Raw genomic sequence first — 17482 nt, 5'->3', positions numbered from 1 at the left:
CGCTGACGGACCCTGTCCCGTGGCACACCCGAACGTGTGCCACGGGACAGGGGCCGTCAGCTGCTCAGGCGTGTGTCTTGGCCAGGAGTTCGAGGATCTCCGCGGTGCTGCCGGACTCGCCGAGCCGCGGGAAGATCCGCTCGACGGCGTGGGCGTGCGAGACCGGGTCGGAGTCGGTGACGGCGTCGGTCGCGACGGTGACGTGGTAGCCGTGCTCGTAGGCGGCGCGGGCGGTGGACTCCACGCCGATGCTGGTGGAGATGCCGGTCAGCACGATCTGGGTGACGCCCCGGCGGCGGAGCTGCACGTCGAGGCCGGTGCCGTGGAAGGCGCCCCAGTTGCGCTTGGTGACCAGGATGTCCCCGGGGTGCCCGGACAGCTCGTCCACGACGAAGTCCCAGCCCTCGGGGAAGGCGCGCGCCGGTCCCTGGCGCTCGGTGCGGCCGGGCAGCGCGTCCGAGCCGTCGGCGGCGAAGGAGACCCGCACCAGGACCACGGGCAGGTTCCGGGCGCGGAACGCGGCGGCGAGTTCGGCCGTGCGGGCCACCACGTCCGAGGCGGCGTGCGGCTGCGTGGGCATGCCGACGATGCCCTGCTGGAGGTCGATCACGACAAGCGCGGTACGCGGGTCGAGGGTGCTGACGGACATATGTCGTTCAGGCCTTTCGAGGGGGTGAACGGACCGGGTGCCGGTCCGGGAGGAAGCGCGCCGGCGCGGGGCGGCGCCGACGGGCGCGATCGGAGCCGGGCCGGCCGGCCCGGCAGAAGGGCCGGGGCCCGACGTCTCCTCGGTGTACGCGTAGGAGAGAGGGGCGGGAGCCGCCCCCCGAGGCGTCGGGCGACGGGGACGGGCGTGCCGCCGCTGTGATGGCGGCCGGCCGGGCGCGCGTGGCCCGGGCCGCCCGCGCCGTCGTACCGGTGGTTCACGGGCGGGACAGCCGGTCCATCAGGGCCAGTGCCGCGAGGACCGTCTCCCGCTGCTGCTCGCTGTAGCGGTCCTGGAAGGCGCGGGCCAGCCACTCCTCGCGCACCTGGCGGTTGCCCTCGATCCGGGCCCGGCCCGTCTCGGTGAGCGTGACCAGTTGACGGCGCCCGTCCTCCGGGTCGGGGGCGCGGCGGATCAGACCGTGCTGGTCCAGGGCGGCCAGGGTGGTGGCCATCGACTGCGGCCGGACGCCCTCCGCCGCGGCGAGCGCGCTGGCCGTGGCGGCGCCGTGCTTGCCGACGAGCGTGAGCGCCGACTCCTGCGAGGGGGAGAGGTCGGTGTCCTGCGCCACCTCGCGGATGCGGCGCCGCAGCCGGCTGAACACCACGCGCAGGTCACGCGCGGCCCGCGCGGCCGAGTCGGAGATCTCGTCCATGCCCGCCACCCTAGAACCGGCAGGAGAAACTGTCCAGCTCGAACTGTTCAGTTTCGACTGACGATGTGGGACGCGTGCGGTCGGGTGGAATTCCCGGCGGGCCGTTGCACAGGACAAGAGCGGGGTACCCGCTGGTCCTGGAAGAGCCGGTACGCCAGCGATCACAGGGAGCGCAGATGACCCTTGCGGACTTGTCGGGCCTCGAGGCGGCGCTGCGCGCCGAAGTGGACGGCGAGGTCCGCTTCGACGCGGGCAGCCGCGGCGCCTACGTCACCGACGGCTCCAACTACCGGCAGGTACCCATCGGCGTGGTCGTGCCCCGCACCGTGGAGGCCGGCGCCCGGGCGGTCTCCGTGTGCGCACGCTTCGACGCCCCCGTCCTGTCCCGCGGCGGCGGCACCAGCCTCGCCGGGCAGACGACCAACACGGCCGTCGTCATCGACTGGACCAAGTACTGCCACCAGCTGATCTCCGTCGACCCCGACCGGCGCGTCTGCGTGGTGGAACCCGGCATCGTCCTGGACGAACTCAACCGGCGCCTCGCCGACCACAAACTGCAGTTCGGGCCCAAGCCCTCCACCCACAGCCACTGCGCCCTCGGCGGCATGATCGGCAACAACTCCTGCGGCTCCTCCGCCCAGGCGTACGGCAAGACCGTGGACAGCGTGCGCCGCCTGGAGATCCTCACCTACGACGGCACCCGCGCCTGGGTCGGCCCGGCCTCCGCCGCTGAACGCGCCCGCATCGCCGACGAGGGCGGCCCGCTCGCCCGGATCTACGCCGGCCTCGACCGCATCGCCGAGGAGTACCTCGCCGACATCCGGCGCGGCTACCCGAAGATCCCGCGCCGCGTCTCCGGCTACAACCTCGACTCCCTGCTGCCCGAGAACGGCTTCGACGTGGCCAAGGCCCTGGTCGGCAGCGAGGGCACCCTGGTCACCGTGCTGCGCGCCGAACTGGACCTCGTACCCGTGCCGGCGTACCAGTCGCTGCTCGTCCTCGGCTACGACGACATCTGCGCCGCCGGCGACGACGTCTCCGTCCTGCTGGAGCACTGCTCGCCCACCCAACTGGAGGCCCTCGACGGGCGCATGGCCCAGCTGATGCACGAGGAGGGCGCCTACCTGGACTCCCTGGAGGTGCTGCCCGAGGGCGACAGCTGGCTGATGGTGCAGTTCTCCGGCGACACCCAGGACGAGGTCGACGAACAGGCCCACTCGCTGCTGCGCGCACTCGGCCGCAGCGAGAAGGACGACCGGGTCGCCTTCTCCGACGACCCCGACCGCGAACAGGAGATGCTGAAGGCCCGTGAGGCCGGCCTAGGCGTCACCGCCCGGCCGCCGGACGACCGGGAGACCTGGGAGGGCTGGGAGGACTCCGCGGTCCCGCCCGAGCGGCTCGGCGACTATCTCCGCGACCTCAAGGGCCTGTTCGAGGAGTTCGACTACGACCACCCCTCCCTGTACGGCCACTTCGGCCAGGGCTGCGTCCACACCCGTATCCCCTTCGGGCTCAAGACGGCCGAGGGCGTCGCCGACTTCCGCCGCTTCGTGGAACGCGCCGCCGACCTCGTCGCCTCCTACGGCGGCTCCCTCTCCGGAGAGCACGGCGACGGACAGTCCCGCGGCGAACTGCTCGTCCGGATGTTCGGCGAACGCCTGGTGACCGCGTTCGGCGAGCTGAAGGAGCTGTTCGACCCGGGCAACCGGATGAACCCCGGCAAGATCGTGGACCCCAACCCGGTCGACGGCCAGCTCCGCCTCGGGCCGGCCTGGCGCCCGAACACCTCCGACACCCACTTCGACTTCCCGGAGGACGAGCACTCCTTCAACCGCGCGGTGATGCGCTGCGTCGGCATCGGCAACTGCCGCGGCCACTCCGGCGGCGTGATGTGCCCCTCGTACCGGGCCACGATGGAGGAGGAGCACTCCACCCGGGGCAGGGCCCGGCTGCTGTTCGAGATGCTCGACGGCCACGCCGACTCCGCGATCAAGGACGGCTGGCGCTCCACCGAGGTGCGCGACGCCCTCGACCTGTGCCTGGCCTGCAAGGGCTGCAAGTCGGACTGCCCCACCGGTGTCGACATGGCGACCCTCAAGGCGGAGTTCATGGCCCACCACTACGAGGGCCGCGTCCGCCCGGCGTCCCACTACTCCCTGGGCTGGCTCCCGGTCCTCGCCCGGCTCTCCCGCGTCGCCCCCTCCCTGGTCAACGCCGCGCTCCACGCGCCCGGCGTGTCCGGCGCCGGCAAACGCCTGGCCGGCGTCGACGGGGCCCGCTCCGCACCGGTGTTCGCCAAGCAGTCCTTCCAGCAGTGGTGGCAGGACCGCGGCCATGAGGAGCCCGACCCGGCCGACCCCCGCACCGTCGTCCTGTGGCCCGACACCTTCACCGCCTACTTCCATCCCTCCATCGCCATCTCCGCCGTCCGGGTCCTTGAGGACGCCGGCTTCCGGGTCGCCGTACCCGCCGAGCCGGTCTGCTGCGGCCTGACCTGGATCTCCACCGGGCAACTGACCGTCGCGCAGAAGGTGTTGCGCCGCACCCTCGACGTGCTGCGCCCCTATCTGGACGCCGGCACCCCGGTCATCGGCCTCGAACCCTCCTGCACCGCCGTGTTCCGCTCCGACGCACCCGAACTCATGCCCGCCGACCAGGACGTGCAGCGGCTGGCCGGGCAGGTCCGCACCTTCGCCGAACAGCTCGTGCACCACGCCCCCGACGACTGGCAGCCGCCCCGGGTGACCCGGCAGGCGACCGTGCAGACCCACTGCCACCAGCACGCCATCATGAAATTCGACGCCGACCGCGAACTGATGCGCCGGGCCCACCTCGACGCCGACGTCCTCGACGAGGGCTGCTGCGGCCTCGCCGGCAACTTCGGCTTCGAACGCGGCCACCACGAGGTCTCCATGGCCGTCGCCGAACAAGGCGTCCTGCCCGCCGTGCGCGGAGCCGCCCCCGACAGCGTCGTCCTCGCCGACGGCTTCAGCTGCCGCACCCAGATCGAGGAGGGCGGCACCGGTCGCCGCGCCCTGCACCTCGCCGAGGTCCTCGCCCTCGGGCTCGACGGCAACCTGCCCAGCAGCATGCCCGAACGCCTCGCCGTCCGCCCGGACCGGCCCTCCCGCACCGCCCGCTGGGCCACGACCGCCTCCGCCGCCGCCCTCGCCGCCGCGGCCGGGACCGGCGCGGCCCTGCGGCTGCGGAGGAACCGATGACCGCCGGGACACCCCGGAACACCCGCCACCGCACCCGCGCCGCCCACGTCGCCGAAAGGAACTGACATGCCTCCCACCGTCGTCATCACCGGAGCCAGCGCCGGGATCGGCCGCGCCACCGCCCGCCTGTTCGCCCGGCGCGGCGCGGACGTCGTCCTGGTCGCGCGCGGCAAGGGCGGCCTGGAGGAAGCGGCCGACGAGGTCGCCGTCCTCGGCGGACGCCCCCTCGTACAGGCCGCCGACGTCGCCGACCCCGACCAGGTGGAGGCCGTCGCGGAGGCCGCCGAGCAGGCGTTCGGGCCGATCGACATCTGGATCAACTGCGCCTTCGCCAGCGTCTTCGCGCCTTTCGACGAGATCACCGCCGAGGAGTACAAGCGCATCACCGACGTCACCTACCTCGGCTTCGTCAACGGCACCCGCACCGCCCTGAAGCGCATGCTGCCCCGCGACCGCGGCACCGTCGTACAGGTGGGCTCCGCGCTCGGTGAGCGGTCCATCCCGCTGCAGTCCGCGTACTGCGGCGCCAAGCACGCCATCAACGGGTTCACCTCCTCCCTGCGCGTCGAACTCCTGCACCGCGGCAGCAACGTCCACGTCACCGTCGCCCAGATGCCCGCCGTCAACACGCCCCAGTTCGAATGGGTGCGCTCGAAGCTGTCCAAGCACCCGATGCCGGTCCCGCCGATCTACCAGCCGGAGGTCGCCGCCCGCGGAGTCGCCTACGCGGCCGACCACCCCACGCGCAAGCAGTACTACATCGGCGCCACGACCGTGGCCACGACCTGGGCCAACCGGTTCGCCCCGGCCCTGCTCGACCGCTACCTCGCCCGCACCGGCTTCGACTCCCAGCAGACCGACAGCATCCCGCCGGCCGGCCTGGACAACCTCTTCGAACCGGCCGACCGGACAGCCGCCGACGACCAGGGCGCCCACGGCTCCTTCGACGACAGCGCCCACTCCCGGTCCTGGCAGGAGACCTTCGTACGACACCCCGCCGCCACCGCCGTCGGCGCGGGCGCCGTACTCGCCGGCGCGGTCACCGGCATCCGCCGCCTGACCTCATGACTCCCTGAGGTGACTCCCTGAGGTGAGAGCCGTGCGCCTGCTGCTGATGTCCGACACCCATCTCCCCAAGCGGGCCAAGCGGCTCCCGGACCCGCTGCTCGCCGAACTCCCGCGCGCCGACGTCGTCGTACACGCCGGCGATTGGGTCGACACTGCCACGCTCGACCTGCTGCAGAGTCGCAGTCGCCGGCTGATCGGGGTGTACGGCAACAACGACGGCCCGGAACTGCGCGCCCGCCTCCCCGAGGTCGCCCACGCCGACCTCGGCGGGCTCCGCTTCGGCGTGGTCCACGAGACCGGTCCCGCCCAGGGCCGCGAGGCCCGCTGCGCGACGCGCTTCCCCGGCCTGGACGTCCTCGTCTTCGGCCACAGCCACATCCCCTGGGACACCACCGCCCCGACCGGCCTCCGCCTGCTCAACCCCGGCTCCCCGACCGACCGGCGCCGCCAGCCGCACTGCACGTACCTCACCGCCGAGATCGCCGACGGCACGCTCACCGACGTCACCCTGCACCGCCTGCCGCCCCGGTGAGCGACCTGTGACACGATGCCGCGATGATCTCCAGCTCCGGCATACCCGCCGTCGTACCCGCCGGACGCATGGCCGGGGCGGGCCAGCCCGTGCTCGGCCTGCCCGGCGGCGCCGAACTGCGGCCCTGGCGCGCGGACGACGCCGACGCCGACGCGCTCCTCGCCGCCGGCCGCGACCCGGCGATCCGCCGGTGGAACCTGTTCTCCGTCGCCGACCGGGAAGAGGCCCGGCAGCGGATCAGCCGCATGCACGAGCGGTGGCGCTCCGAGACCGGCGCCGTCTGGGCCGTGGGCCCGCCCGGCCGGGCGGCCGTCGGCCTCGTCGGGCTCAACGACGTCGATCTCGCGGGCGGCAGTGCCGAGGTCGTCTACTGGGTCCTGCCCGAGGCCCGGGGCGGCGGGCTCGTCGGCCGGGCCACCCGCCGGCTCAGCACATGGGCGCTGGACGACCTCGGGCTGCACCGCCTGCGCCTGTGCCACTCGGCGGCCAACCCCGCCTCCTGCCGGGTCGCCGAGAAGGCCGGCTACGCCTTCGAGGGCGTCCAGCGCAGCGCCCTGCTGCACGCCGACGGCTGGCACGACCAGCACCTGCACGCCCGGGTCGCCGGGGACGTCTGAGCGGGCGCACGGGCCTCCGGCCGGCCGGGGGTGGTGTCAGTGGCCCGTGGTACCCGTGACGTATGCCCGAGTCACCGCTGACCCTGCTGCGCCGCACCGGTACTCCCCGCGTCCGCGGCGGCTCGCCGTACACCGTCCTCGTCGTCATGTGCGCCGGCTACTTCCTGGTGCTGCTCGACGTGACCATCGTCAACGTCGCGCTGCCCGCGATCGGTTCCGGGCTGGGCACGGACATCGCCGGCCTTCAGTGGATGGTCGACGCCTACGCGCTGGCCCTGGCCTCGCTCATGCTCGCCAGCGGCACGGCGGGCGACCGGTACGGCCACAAGCGCGTCGTGCTCGCGGGCCTCGCCGTGTTCGGCGCCGGGTCCCTCGGGTGCGGGCTCGCCCCGGACGTGCCCGTGCTCGTGGCGGCCCGGGTCGTCCAGGGCGTCGGCGCCGCCCTGCTGCTGCCGGGCACGCTGGCCATCATCGGCCGCGCCTTCCCCGACCCGGCGGAACGGGCCCGTGCGATCGGCGTGTGGGCGGGCGTGGGGAGCCTCGCCCTGCCCGCGGGCCCGCTGCTCGGCGGCGCCCTCACCGACGGTCTCGGCTGGCGGGCGATCTTCCTGGTCAACGTGCCGATCGTGCTCGTGGCCCTGCTCCGGTCGCGGGCCGTTGTCCGCGAGAGCCGGGACGAGGACGCCCCCCGCCTGGATCTGCCCGGGCTGCTGCTCGGCGGCCTGGCGCTGCTGGCGACGACGTACGCCTTCATCGAGGGCGGGCGCGCCGGGGCGACGGCGCCCCCGGTACTGGTTTCCGCCGTCGTCGCCGCGCTCGCCCTCGCCGGACTCGTCGCGGCCGAGGCCCGGCGCGGCGACAGCGCCATGGTGCCGCTCGCCCTGTTGCGCCGCCCGGCGTTCGGCGCCGCCAACCTCACCGCCGGGATCATGAACCTGTGCACCCTGGGCACGCTGTTCGTACTGCCGCTGTTCCTGCAGTCGGTGCAGAGCCGGTCGGCGTTCGGGGCGGGCCTGGCGATGCTGCCGCTGTTCAGCCCGCTGGCGGTGTTCGCGCTGCTCGGCGGCCGGATCACCAGCCGCATCGGCGCCCGCGTACCGGCCGCCGCCGGGCTGCTCGTAGCCGCGGCCGGGCTCGCCCTGCTCACCCGGGCCGACGCCCACGCCGGCTCCGCCCTGCTGGTGCCCGCGTTCCTCCTCTGGGGCGTCGGCTGCGGTCTGCTCACGCCCGCCGTGGTCGCCGCGGCCATCTCGGCCGTCCCCGCCGAACGCTCCGGCCTGGCCTCGGCCGTCAACAACACCGCCCGCCAGACCGGCGGCGCGATCGGCATCGCCGTGGCGGGCGCCATCGCCGGCCCACCGAGCGACCGGACCAGCTTCCTGCACGGCTTCCACACGGTCGCCCTCGGCTCCGCCGCTTTGTACACGGCGACCGCCCTCCTCGCCCTGTCCCTGCTACCGGGCACCTTCCTGCCCCGCCGCCGCTGAAAAAAGGACGGGCGACGACACGGCAGCCGGCCCCTGGGCGGCTCCGCCCGGAGGCACCGGCGTGGGCCGGCGCCCCGCCCCCGGCCCGGCGCCCCGCCCCCGGCCCGGCGCCCCCCGGGCACGCCACCGTGGGTCGGCGGCCCCCCACCTCACTTCCGCGTGCGCGGATGGATCGCTCCCGGCGTCGCCGTCAGGGGTGACCCGGTGCCGCCCCAGCGGAGGGCGACGATCTCCGCCGCCACCGAGACGGCCACCTCCTCCGGGGTGCGAGCGCCGAGGTCCAGGCCGATGGGGGAGCGGAGGCGGGAGAGGTCGGCGGGGGTGAGGCCGGCGTCGGCCAGGTGGCGCAGGCGGTCCTCGTGGGTGCGGCGGCTGCCCATCGCGCCGACGTAGGCGGCCGGGCGGCGCAGCGCTTCCCGCAGCAGCGGCACGTCGAACTTCGGGTCGTGGGTGAGGACACAGATCACCGTCCGCTCGTCGGTGTCCGTGCCCCGCAGATACCGGTGCGGCCAGTCCACGACGACCTCCACGCCCGCCGGGAAGCGCCGGGGCGTGGCGAACACCGGGCGGGCGTCGCACACCGTCACCCGGTAGCCGAGGAAGTCCCCGATCCGGGCCACGGCCGCCGCGTAGTCGATGGCACCGAACACCAGCATCCGCGGCGGCGGCGCGAACGACTGCAGGAACACCCCGACAGCGTCCTCGCGCCGCTCCCCCTGGGCGCCGTAGTGCCGCAGACCCGTCGCACCCTGGGCCAGCTCACCGCGCGCGTCGGCGGTCACCGCCGCATCGAGTCCCGGCGCGCCCAGACCGCCCGCCTCCGTGTCGGGCCACACGGCCAGGCTCGCTCCGTGCGGGGCCGGCCCGTCGACCACCGTGGCCACGGTGACCGGCTCACCGGCCGCCACCGACGCGGCGACCGCGCCGAAGGCGGGATCCGCCGCCGGGGTGACGCGCCGCACCAGGACGGTGATCTCGCCGCCGCAGGTCAGCCCGACCGCGAAGGCGTCCTCGTCGCTGTAGCCGTACGTCGCCGTCCGCGCCGTACCGTCGGAGAGCACCTCCTGGGCCAGCTCGAACACCGCGCCCTCCACACAGCCTCCGGAGACGCTGCCCGCGACCTCGCCGTCCGGGCCGACCGCCATCGCCGCGCCGGGGCCGCGCGGCGCGCTGCGGCTGACCGCGACGACCGTGGCCAGGCCGAACGGCTCACCGGCGGCGTACCACCGCTCCAGCACGGCGAGAATCTCGCGCATCGTCCGCTCCTCGGCCCGCCCCACGGCGAGCTGTAGTTGAACGTTAATCCGTTGGCGCGGTGGCCGCCGGTCTGCTGCACTTCCCCGGTCGAGTCCCCCACACCGTCAGGAGCGATCATGCGCGCACCGTTCATGTCCACCCAGGAAGGAATCACCCACTCACTCAAGGACATGACGCTTCGTGCACATGCTCAACCTGGGAATCCTCGCCCATGTCGACGCCGGTAAGACCAGCCTGACCGAACGGCTCCTGCACACGGCCGGAGTCATCGAAGAGATCGGCAGCGTCGGCGCCGGCAGCACGACGACCGACACCCTCGCGCTGGAACGGCAGCGCGGTATCACCATCAAATCGGCGGTCGTGTCGTTCCCGCTCGACACCGTGACCGTCAACCTGCTCGACACCCCCGGCCACCCGGACTTCATCGCCGAGGTGGAGCGGGTGCTCGGCGTGCTCGACGGCGCCGTCCTGGTCGTCTCGGCCGTCGAGGGCGTGCAGGCGCAGACCAGGGTGCTGATGCGCACCCTGCGCCGGCTGGGCATCCCCACCCTCGTCTTCGTCAACAAGATCGACCGGCGGGGCGCCCGCGGCGAGGACCTGCTCCGGGACATGGCCAGCACCCTGGCCGTCCCGCTCGTCCCGATGGGTGCCGCGGCCGAACCGGGCTGCCCTGCCGCCCACTTCGTCCCGGGCCTCGCCCCGTCCGCCCTGGACGCGCTCACCGACCACGACGACGATCTGCTCGCCGCCTATGTGAACGGCCGCCTCACCGGCGACCGCCTGCGCGGCGCCCTCGCCGAGCAGACCGCCAAGGCGCTCGTCCATCCGGTGTACTTCGGCTCCGCCCTCACCGGAACGGGCGTACCCGAACTGATCGACGGCGTCGAACGGCTGCTGCCCGCCGCGGGCGGCACGGCCGACGGCCCGCTGTCCGGCACCGTGTTCAAGGTCGAACGCGGCCCGGCGGGGGAGAAGGTCGCCTATGCGCGGATCTTCTCCGGCACCCTGCGCGTCCGCGACCGGATCCCGGTCGGCGACGGCCGCGAGGAGGGCCGGGTCACCGCGCTCGGTGTCTTCGACCGGGGCACGGACCGGCGCGCGGACGCCGCCGGCGCCGGCCGCATCGCCCGCGTGTGGGGCCTCGGCGGCATCCGGATCGGCGACGCGCTCGGCAGTCCGGGCCGGGCCGGCGAGCACCACTTCGCGCCGCCCACCCTGGAGTCCGTCGTCGTCCCCCGCCCCGGCACCGACCGGGGCCGGCTGCACCTCGCCCTCACCCAACTGGCCGAACAGGACCCGCTCATCGGCGTCCGCCACGACGAGGTGCGCCAGGAGACCTCCGTGTCCCTGTACGGCGAGGTGCAGAAGGAGGTCGTCCAGGCGACCCTCGCCGACGAGTACGGCCTGGACGTCACCTTCCGCGAGACCACCACCCTGTGCGTCGAGCGCCCGGCCGGCAGCGGCTGGGCCGTGGAGTTCAACAAGAAGGACGGCAACCCGTTCCTCGCCACCGTCGGCCTGCGCGTAGAGGAGGCCCCGCCCGGCTCGGGCGTGCGCTTCGGCCTGGAAGTGGAGCTGGGCTCCATGCCGTACGCCTTCTTCAAGGCCGTCGAGGACACCGTCCGCGAGACCCTCGCCCAGGGACTGCACGGCTGGCAGGTCACCGACTGCGCGGTCACCATGACCCACTCGGGCTACTCGCCCCGGCAGAGCCACGCCCACCAGGGCTTCGACAAGAGCATGTCGAGCACCGGCTACGACTTCCGGTGCCTGACCCCGCTGGTCCTCGTCGAGGCCCTGCGCCGGGCCGGCAGCCGGGTGTACGAGCCCATGCACCGCTTCCGCGTCGACGCCCCGGCGGACACCCTGGGCGCGCTGCTGCCGCTGCTGACCCGGTCACGGGCCGTACCGCGGACCACCTGGACGCGCGGCGACACCTGCGTACTGGAGGGGACCGTACCCGCCGCCCGGGTGCACGCCCTCGGACAGCGGCTGCCGGGACTGACCCGCGGGGAGGGCGAGCTGGAGAGCGCCTTCGACCACTACGCGCCCTTCACCGGCACCACGCCGCCCGAGCGGCCGCGCACCGACCACAACCCGCTCGACCGCAAGGAGTACCTGCTGAACGTCACCCGCAGAACGGCGGACGGGGGCAACTGATCTGACTTGTAGTCAACTTACTCGTGGGTCAGAACCTATTGACGTCGACCGGACATCGCCGGACGGTAGGGGGCATGCCGACTGTCCGGGCACGTCTGCTGGTCGCTCTGGTCGTCCTCTGCGGATTCCTGACGGTGGCGGGCGCCGCGCCCGTCCCCGCGAGCGCCTCGCCGGCCACCGCGGGCGCCTCGCCGGCCACCGCGACCACCCCCTCCGGCTCCCTCTGGTTCGACGGCGCCCCGCTCACCGTTCGGGACGGCCGCTTCACCGACGGGCAGGGCCGCGAGATCGTCCTGCGCGGCTACAACGTATCCGGCGAGACCAAGCTCGCGGAGAACGGCGGACTGCCCTTCGCCTCCGTCGCCGACGCCGAGAAGTCCGCGACCGCGCTGCGCGCCCTCGGCGGCGGCAACGCGGTCCGCTTCCTGCTCTCCTGGGCCCGCGCCGAACCCGGGCGCGGCCAGGTGGACACCGCCTACCTGGCCGCCGCCACCGCGCAGATGCGGGCCTTCCTCGACGCCGGTATCCGCGTCTACCCCGACTTCCACCAGGACCTCTACTCCCGGTACCTGTTCGACGAGGGCAGCTGGTACACCGGCGACGGTGCTCCCAAGTGGGCGGTGGAAGCCGGTGGTTACCCCAAGGAGTCCTGCGGCATCTGCCTCTTCTGGGGGCAGAACATCACCCAGAACACCGCCGTGCGGCAGGCGCAGTACGACTTCTGGCACAACGCCCACGGCGTCCAGGACGCGTTTCTCGACACGGCCGGGGCCACGATGACCTACCTCCGGCAGCACCTCGGTGAGGCCGGTTTCGCGGGCATCGTGGGCTTCGACCCCTGCAACGAGCCGTACGCGGGCGCCTATGAGTCCGGGCAGACCTCCCGCACCTGGGAGCAGGACCTGCTGTGGCCCTTCTACCAGCGGTTCCGTGCCCGGATGGACGCGGCCGGCTGGCAGGACAAGCCCGCCCTCGTCGAACCGAACCTGTTCTGGAACGCAGACATCTCCTCGCAGAGGCAGGAAGGCGGCCTGCTGGACGCGGGCACGCTCGGCCCCCGCTACGTCTTCAACACGCACTTCTACGACCAGAAGGCGATCTCCGGGATCCTCATGTGGGGCAAGGCGGCCGACGGCCAGTACACCGCCGACCTCGGCACGGTCCGCGACCGCGCGTCGGCCGCCGGGACCGCGGCCGTCGTCAGCGAGTTCGGGCACCCGCTGTCCGGCCTCGTGTCCGACAAGGCGCCCACCGTCCTCAAGGCCATGTACCAGGCACTCGACTCCCTTGTCCCCGGGGCGCGTTGGTGGACGGACCCGGCGGGGTCCGGCCCGGTGCTCTCCGGCTCCCAGTGGCAGTGGGACCTCTACAGCGGCCGCCACCACGAGCTGATGAACGGCGACCCCGGCAAGGTCCGCACCGCGGCCGACGCCTGGAACGACGAGGACCTGTCCGCCGTACGCCTCGACGACTCGGGTCGGGTGACGCTGCGTCAGGACGCCCGCCTGCTGGACCGGATCTATCCCGCGGCCACTGCCGGGTCTGCCCTCGCCTTCACCTACGAGGACCGCTCCCGCGACGGCGCGGCCACACTCACCTGGAACCCGGTGCCGCCCTCCCTGCCGAACGTGGCCCGGCTGGTCGGCTCGGGCCAGTACGGGCTGCTGGTGTGGCGCTCGGGCGACGGCAGCGCACCCACCGAACTGCACCTCCCGGCGTCCTTCCCCGCCTCGGCGACCACCGTCGTCTCCGACCTGGGCACCGTCTTCGCGCCGCCCGTGTACACCCCGTCGGCGCCGGTGGGCGTGGCGCCCGAGCCGGGCGGCACCGGCAGCAGGCGGCTGCTGCTGACCGACACCGACGCCGGCACCCTGCACTACGCGCTGGTCACCAACGGCGCCGCGAACCCGTCCGCCGCCCTGCTGGACGCGGCGCGCTCCGAGCTGGCCGGGTGGGCGGCGGCACACTTCTGAGAGCCGCGTGGTCGGCCCCTCGGGGGAGGCCGGCCCGCGTCAACTCCCGCTCGGGCCGTGCCAGTCGGCCTGGACGTGCCCCAGCCGGACGCGCTGCGGGTGGTCCCCGACCGCCACGGACGTCACCTTCTCGCCGGTGGCGAAGTCGATGGCCGTGACCTGGTCGGCGCCGCTCTCGGAGATGATGCAGTCCTTGCCGTCGCCGCTGACCGTCGCCCAGTACGGCTTCGAGGCCGCGACCAGCGGGCCCTCCTGCAGCGTGGCCCGGTCGACCACGGTCGCGTAGTCGTCCATCGTGCCCGCGACGCACAGTTTGGTGCCCGAGGGGTTCATGGACAGGCCGTGATGGCGCGAGTCGTTGACCATGGTGGTGCGGTCGTCGCTGGTCGCGGGGTTCTTCGGCAGTGTCTTCATCCGGGTGATCTTGTCGGTGGCGACGTCGTACTCGAAGAAGCCGTTGAAGAACGACACCTGGAAGTAGAACTTCGACTCGTCGGGGGAGAACACGGCCGGGCGCAGCGCGTCGGAGAAGTCCTTCAGCCCGAAGGCGTCCAGCCGCTGCCGCATGTCGATGACCTTGACCTGCTTGTACGTCGTCGCGTCCACGACGGTGATGTGCCGGTCGCCCTTGGTCCAGTCCCAGCCGGGGCTGTCCAGGGAGGTGTTGACCTCCCCGATGGACATGTCCCAGATGTACTTGCCGTCCTTGGTGAAGATGTTCTCGTGCGGCTTGTCGCCCGTCGCGAACCGACCGAGTTCCTTCCCGGTGTCGATGTCCAGCACCTGTACGACGTCGGCGGTGGAGGCGGAGACGGCGACACGCCTGCCGTCGGGGGAGACCGCCATGTGGTCGGCGCGGTAACCGGCCACGGGGAAGCGCCAGTTGATCCTTCCGGTGGCCAGGTCGATGGAGACGACGTCCGCGAAGCTCGGCCGGGAGACCACGACCGACCTGCCGTCCGGGGTGGAGTACATGTCGTCGGCGAACTGGTCGTGTCCCTCGCCGACGCTGTTGCGGATCGCCTGGAAGTAGATCCACTTGATCGGGTCGGCGTTGATCTCGGCCATCCGCTGGTCCTTGTCGGGGATGACGTCGATTCGGCCGATCTTCGCGAAGTCGCCGGTGGACTTGATGACATCGGCGGTGCCGTCCCAGTTGTTGCCCACGAACATCACCTCGCGCAGCGCCGGGTCCGCGGAGCCGGAGGTGGCGGCGGAGGCGGCGGTGGCGGGGCCGGTGACGGTCAGGACGAGGGCGGCGGCCACGGAGCAAAGGTGCCTGGTTCTCGAAGCAGGCATGACTGCTCTCTCCTCTGGGTGTGGGGGAACGCGCGTGCGGCAGCGGGTCGTCAAATCTGAACACGGGCGCATTCACAGTGGACTTACTGGAAAGTAAGGAGGGGGCGGCCTACTCCGCAAGATGCGTACACGACAAAATTGGCCGACGGTCGGAGAAGGGGGTGGGACCGTGGCGGGCAGGCTCAGGGCACCGACGGGCCGGTACGGCGGACGCTCCGCGGAGGAACGGCAGGCCGAGCGCCGACGTCGCTTCCTGGAGGCCGCGCTGCGGCTGTTCGGCGACGAGCCCGGCTACGGGGGGACCACCGTGGCCGCGCTCAGTCAGGCGGCCGGTCTCTCCACCCGGCAGTTCTATGAGGAGTTCCGCACCCTGGAGGACGTCCTCGCCGCGCTGCACCTGGAGGTCAACGGCTGGGCCGAGCAGGCTGTGCTGGCCGCACTCACGGCGGCGGAGGGGCTGCCGCTGGCCGAGCGGGTGACGGTCCTGTTCCGCGCCTACGCCCGGGACGTGACCTCCGACCCGCGCCGCATCCGCATCGCCTTCGTCGAGATCATCGGGGTCAGCCCCCGACTGGAGGAGCAGCGGCTCGCCCGCCGGGCCCGCTGGGTCGACCTCATCCGCGCCGAGGCCCAGGCGGCAGCGGCCCGCGGGGAGGCGGCCCCCCGCGACTACCGCCTCGCGGCGACCGCCTTCATCGGCAGCGTCAACGGTCTGCTGCACGACTGGAGCGCCGGCTGGGTGGACGCGACGCTCGACGAGGTAGTCGACGAACTGGTCCGCCTCCTCCTGGGCATGCTCCGCCCGGACGGCTGGACCCGGGGGTCCTGAGCAGCCGGCCACGGGCGGATCGCCGCCGCTGATCGGCCGCCGCCCACGTGTCCGGCCCGCCGGCCCGGCTACCTACCCAGGCGGCTCCCCGCCCAGCCGGCCATCCGCCCAGGCGGCTCACCCGGCTACCCGCCCAGACGGCTTACCGCCTCCACCACCGGGCCCACCCCGTCCTCCGCGCGGACGCGGGTGCCGAGGGCCCGGGCGCGTTCGCCGTACGACGGGTCCCGTGTCGCCCGGATCAGGGCGCCGGACAGCGCCTCGACGGTCAGCCCGCGGAGCGGGACCGCGGCCGGGGCCACGCCCAGCCGGACCAGTCGGGACGCCCAGAAGCCGCCGTCGAACTGGATCGGGACCGGCACGGACGGCACCCCGGCCCGCAGACCCGCCGCGGTCGTGCCGGCGCCCGCGTGATGGACCACGGCGGCCATGCGCGGGAACAGCGCGGCGTGCGACACCTCGCCGATCGTGAGCATGTCGTCCCCGTCGGCGGCCAGCCCGCCCCAGCCGCGCTGGATCACCCCGCGCAGCCCGGCCCGCCGCAGCGCCGCCACGACCCGGGCGCTCAGCTGGCCGGCATCGGGCACGGTCGCGCTCCCGAGGCCCACGAAGACGGGCGGCGGACCGGCGGCGAGGAACTCCGGCAGCGGGTCGGGCAGGCGGTCGTCGGGGTCGCGGGGCCACCAGTAGCCGGACACGTCCAGGCCCGGCCGCCAGTCCCGGGGCCTCGGCACCACCAGCGGGCTGAACCCGTGCTGCACCGGCCAGCGCTGCCGCTCCCGGACCCGCCGCGCCGCACCCGCCCGCGCCCGGCGCAGGCCCAGTCGGGCCCGCACGGCGGGGACCGCCGCCGCGCAGACCTCCTCGACCGCCAGGTTCACGCCGTGCCCGGCGATCCGGTTCCCGGCCCCGCCCCACGAGCCGCCGCCGAGCACCGGCGGCGCGAACTCCCGGGTGGGCGCGAGGGGTTGCAGATACACGCCCATACTCGGCAGTCCCAGACCCACGGCGATCGTGTGCCCGAGGGGCCCCAGCGGGCCCGACAGCAGGAGCACGTCACTGCTGCGCGCCGCCGCCACCAGATCGTCGGTCATCCGCCCGACCAGCCGCCGCGCCATCACGACCATCCGCGCCAGCTTCCCCGCACCGCTGGCACTGCGGTGCAGCTCACGCCCCCACGCGGACTCCAGTTCGGCCCGCGGGTCCACGGGAAGGGCGTGGAAACCGATGCCGGCCCCCTCGGCCAGTGGCTCGAAGCAGCCGTGTGTGACCAGAGTGACCTCGTGTCCGGCCCGGGTGAGCCCGTGCCCGAGCCCGGTGAAGGGGGCCACGTCACCCCGTGATCCCGCCGTCATGATCGCGATACGCACGACCCTCAGTATGGCCCGGCCCCGCCCGCCGGATGCCGAACGACTCGACGACCAAGAAGCCGTCGCGGCCATCGAGCGGCCCCGGCCTCCCGCCCTCAGGCCACGGCGGACAGCCCAGCAGCCCCGCCGCCCGCCGGGCGAGGCGGCGCCCACCCGGCAGCGGCCGTCCTACCCAGCTGCGGGCATGCGTGCCGCCAGGACCTGTCCGGCGGATCTTCGTGGGCCCGCGACGCCTGGCACGCCCTCTCGCCGCACGCCCGAATCACCCGAGTACGTCCAGTACGAGGGCGATCCGGGCGCACGCCGAG

Annotated in this window: 13 protein-coding genes; 8 read left to right on the top strand and 5 right to left on the bottom strand. The window is 73.6% G+C overall.

What is annotated here, in order from left to right:
• Positions 1 to 64 precede the first annotated feature (64 nt).
• Together ABZ854_RS22175 and ABZ854_RS22170 are read right to left on the bottom strand one after the other, a co-directional pair.
• Positions 65 to 649, bottom strand: coding sequence for a hydrolase (locus tag ABZ854_RS22175; protein ID WP_361213552.1), 585 nt, complete (start codon positions 647 to 649; stop codon positions 65 to 67).
• Between the two features lie 274 nt (positions 650 to 923).
• Positions 924 to 1361, bottom strand: a complete 438-nt coding sequence (locus ABZ854_RS22170) for a MarR family transcriptional regulator (protein ID WP_361213549.1) — start codon at positions 1359 to 1361, stop codon at positions 924 to 926.
• A 176-nt stretch (positions 1362 to 1537) separates the two neighbouring features.
• Between ABZ854_RS22170 and ABZ854_RS22165 the strand changes: the two genes are divergently transcribed.
• The 5 genes from ABZ854_RS22165 (at position 1538) to ABZ854_RS22145 (ending at position 8286) form a co-directional block, all read left to right on the top strand.
• Positions 1538 to 4582 (top strand): FAD-linked oxidase C-terminal domain-containing protein, encoded by a 3045-nt coding sequence (locus ABZ854_RS22165; protein ID WP_361213546.1) that lies wholly within the window; start codon positions 1538 to 1540, stop codon positions 4580 to 4582.
• Between the two features lie 66 nt (positions 4583 to 4648).
• Entirely contained in the window at positions 4649 to 5650 is a 1002-nt protein-coding gene (locus tag ABZ854_RS22160; protein WP_361213543.1) for an SDR family oxidoreductase, read from the top strand.
• Between the two features lie 31 nt (positions 5651 to 5681).
• Positions 5682 to 6182, top strand: a complete 501-nt coding sequence (locus ABZ854_RS22155) for a metallophosphoesterase (protein WP_361213765.1) — start codon at positions 5682 to 5684, stop codon at positions 6180 to 6182.
• Positions 6183 to 6205: 23 nt separating this feature from the next.
• Positions 6206 to 6799, top strand: coding sequence for a GNAT family N-acetyltransferase (locus ABZ854_RS22150; RefSeq protein ID WP_361213540.1), 594 nt, complete (start codon positions 6206 to 6208; stop codon positions 6797 to 6799).
• Between the two features lie 62 nt (positions 6800 to 6861).
• Positions 6862 to 8286, top strand: coding sequence for an MFS transporter (locus ABZ854_RS22145; protein ID WP_361213537.1), 1425 nt, complete (start codon positions 6862 to 6864; stop codon positions 8284 to 8286).
• A gap of 149 nt (positions 8287 to 8435) precedes the next feature.
• Here ABZ854_RS22145 and ABZ854_RS22140 read toward each other — a convergent pair whose 3' ends face one another.
• Positions 8436 to 9542, bottom strand: a complete 1107-nt coding sequence (locus ABZ854_RS22140; protein WP_361213534.1) for an XdhC/CoxI family protein — start codon at positions 9540 to 9542, stop codon at positions 8436 to 8438.
• A gap of 181 nt (positions 9543 to 9723) precedes the next feature.
• Here ABZ854_RS22140 and ABZ854_RS22135 point away from each other — a divergent pair, with 181 nt between their 5' ends.
• Together ABZ854_RS22135 and ABZ854_RS22130 are read left to right on the top strand one after the other, a co-directional pair.
• Positions 9724 to 11703 carry a translation factor GTPase family protein gene (locus ABZ854_RS22135; RefSeq protein ID WP_361213531.1) on the top strand — a complete coding sequence of 660 codons (1980 nt, stop codon included), beginning with the start codon at positions 9724 to 9726 and terminating at the stop codon, positions 11701 to 11703.
• A 74-nt stretch (positions 11704 to 11777) separates the two neighbouring features.
• Positions 11778 to 13676 carry a cellulase family glycosylhydrolase gene (locus tag ABZ854_RS22130; RefSeq protein WP_361213528.1) on the top strand — a complete coding sequence of 633 codons (1899 nt, stop codon included), beginning with the start codon at positions 11778 to 11780 and terminating at the stop codon, positions 13674 to 13676.
• 39 nt (positions 13677 to 13715) lie between these two features.
• On the opposite strand, the gene ABZ854_RS22125 is transcribed toward ABZ854_RS22130, so the two are convergent.
• The gene (locus tag ABZ854_RS22125) at positions 13716 to 14975 is read right to left on the bottom strand and encodes a YncE family protein (RefSeq protein ID WP_361213525.1); all 1260 of its coding nucleotides are present in this window, start codon (positions 14973 to 14975) and stop codon (positions 13716 to 13718) included.
• 169 nt (positions 14976 to 15144) lie between these two features.
• Here ABZ854_RS22125 and ABZ854_RS22120 point away from each other — a divergent pair, with 169 nt between their 5' ends.
• Positions 15145 to 15804 (top strand): TetR/AcrR family transcriptional regulator, encoded by a 660-nt coding sequence (locus ABZ854_RS22120; RefSeq protein WP_361213522.1) that lies wholly within the window; start codon positions 15145 to 15147, stop codon positions 15802 to 15804.
• Positions 15805 to 15929: 125 nt separating this feature from the next.
• Here the strand turns inward: ABZ854_RS22120 and ABZ854_RS22115 are convergent, their stop codons facing one another.
• The gene (locus tag ABZ854_RS22115; RefSeq protein WP_361213763.1) at positions 15930 to 17159 is read right to left on the bottom strand and encodes a glycosyltransferase; all 1230 of its coding nucleotides are present in this window, start codon (positions 17157 to 17159) and stop codon (positions 15930 to 15932) included.
• Between the last annotated feature and the right edge of the window lie 323 nt (positions 17160 to 17482).

The sequence above is a fragment of the Streptomyces sp. NPDC047028 genome (assembly GCF_040644095.1).
Taxonomy (GTDB): domain Bacteria; phylum Actinomycetota; class Actinomycetes; order Streptomycetales; family Streptomycetaceae; genus Streptomyces.
The sequence above is the reverse complement of the archived record's forward strand: the minus strand, read 5'-3'. Positions and strand labels throughout refer to the sequence as shown.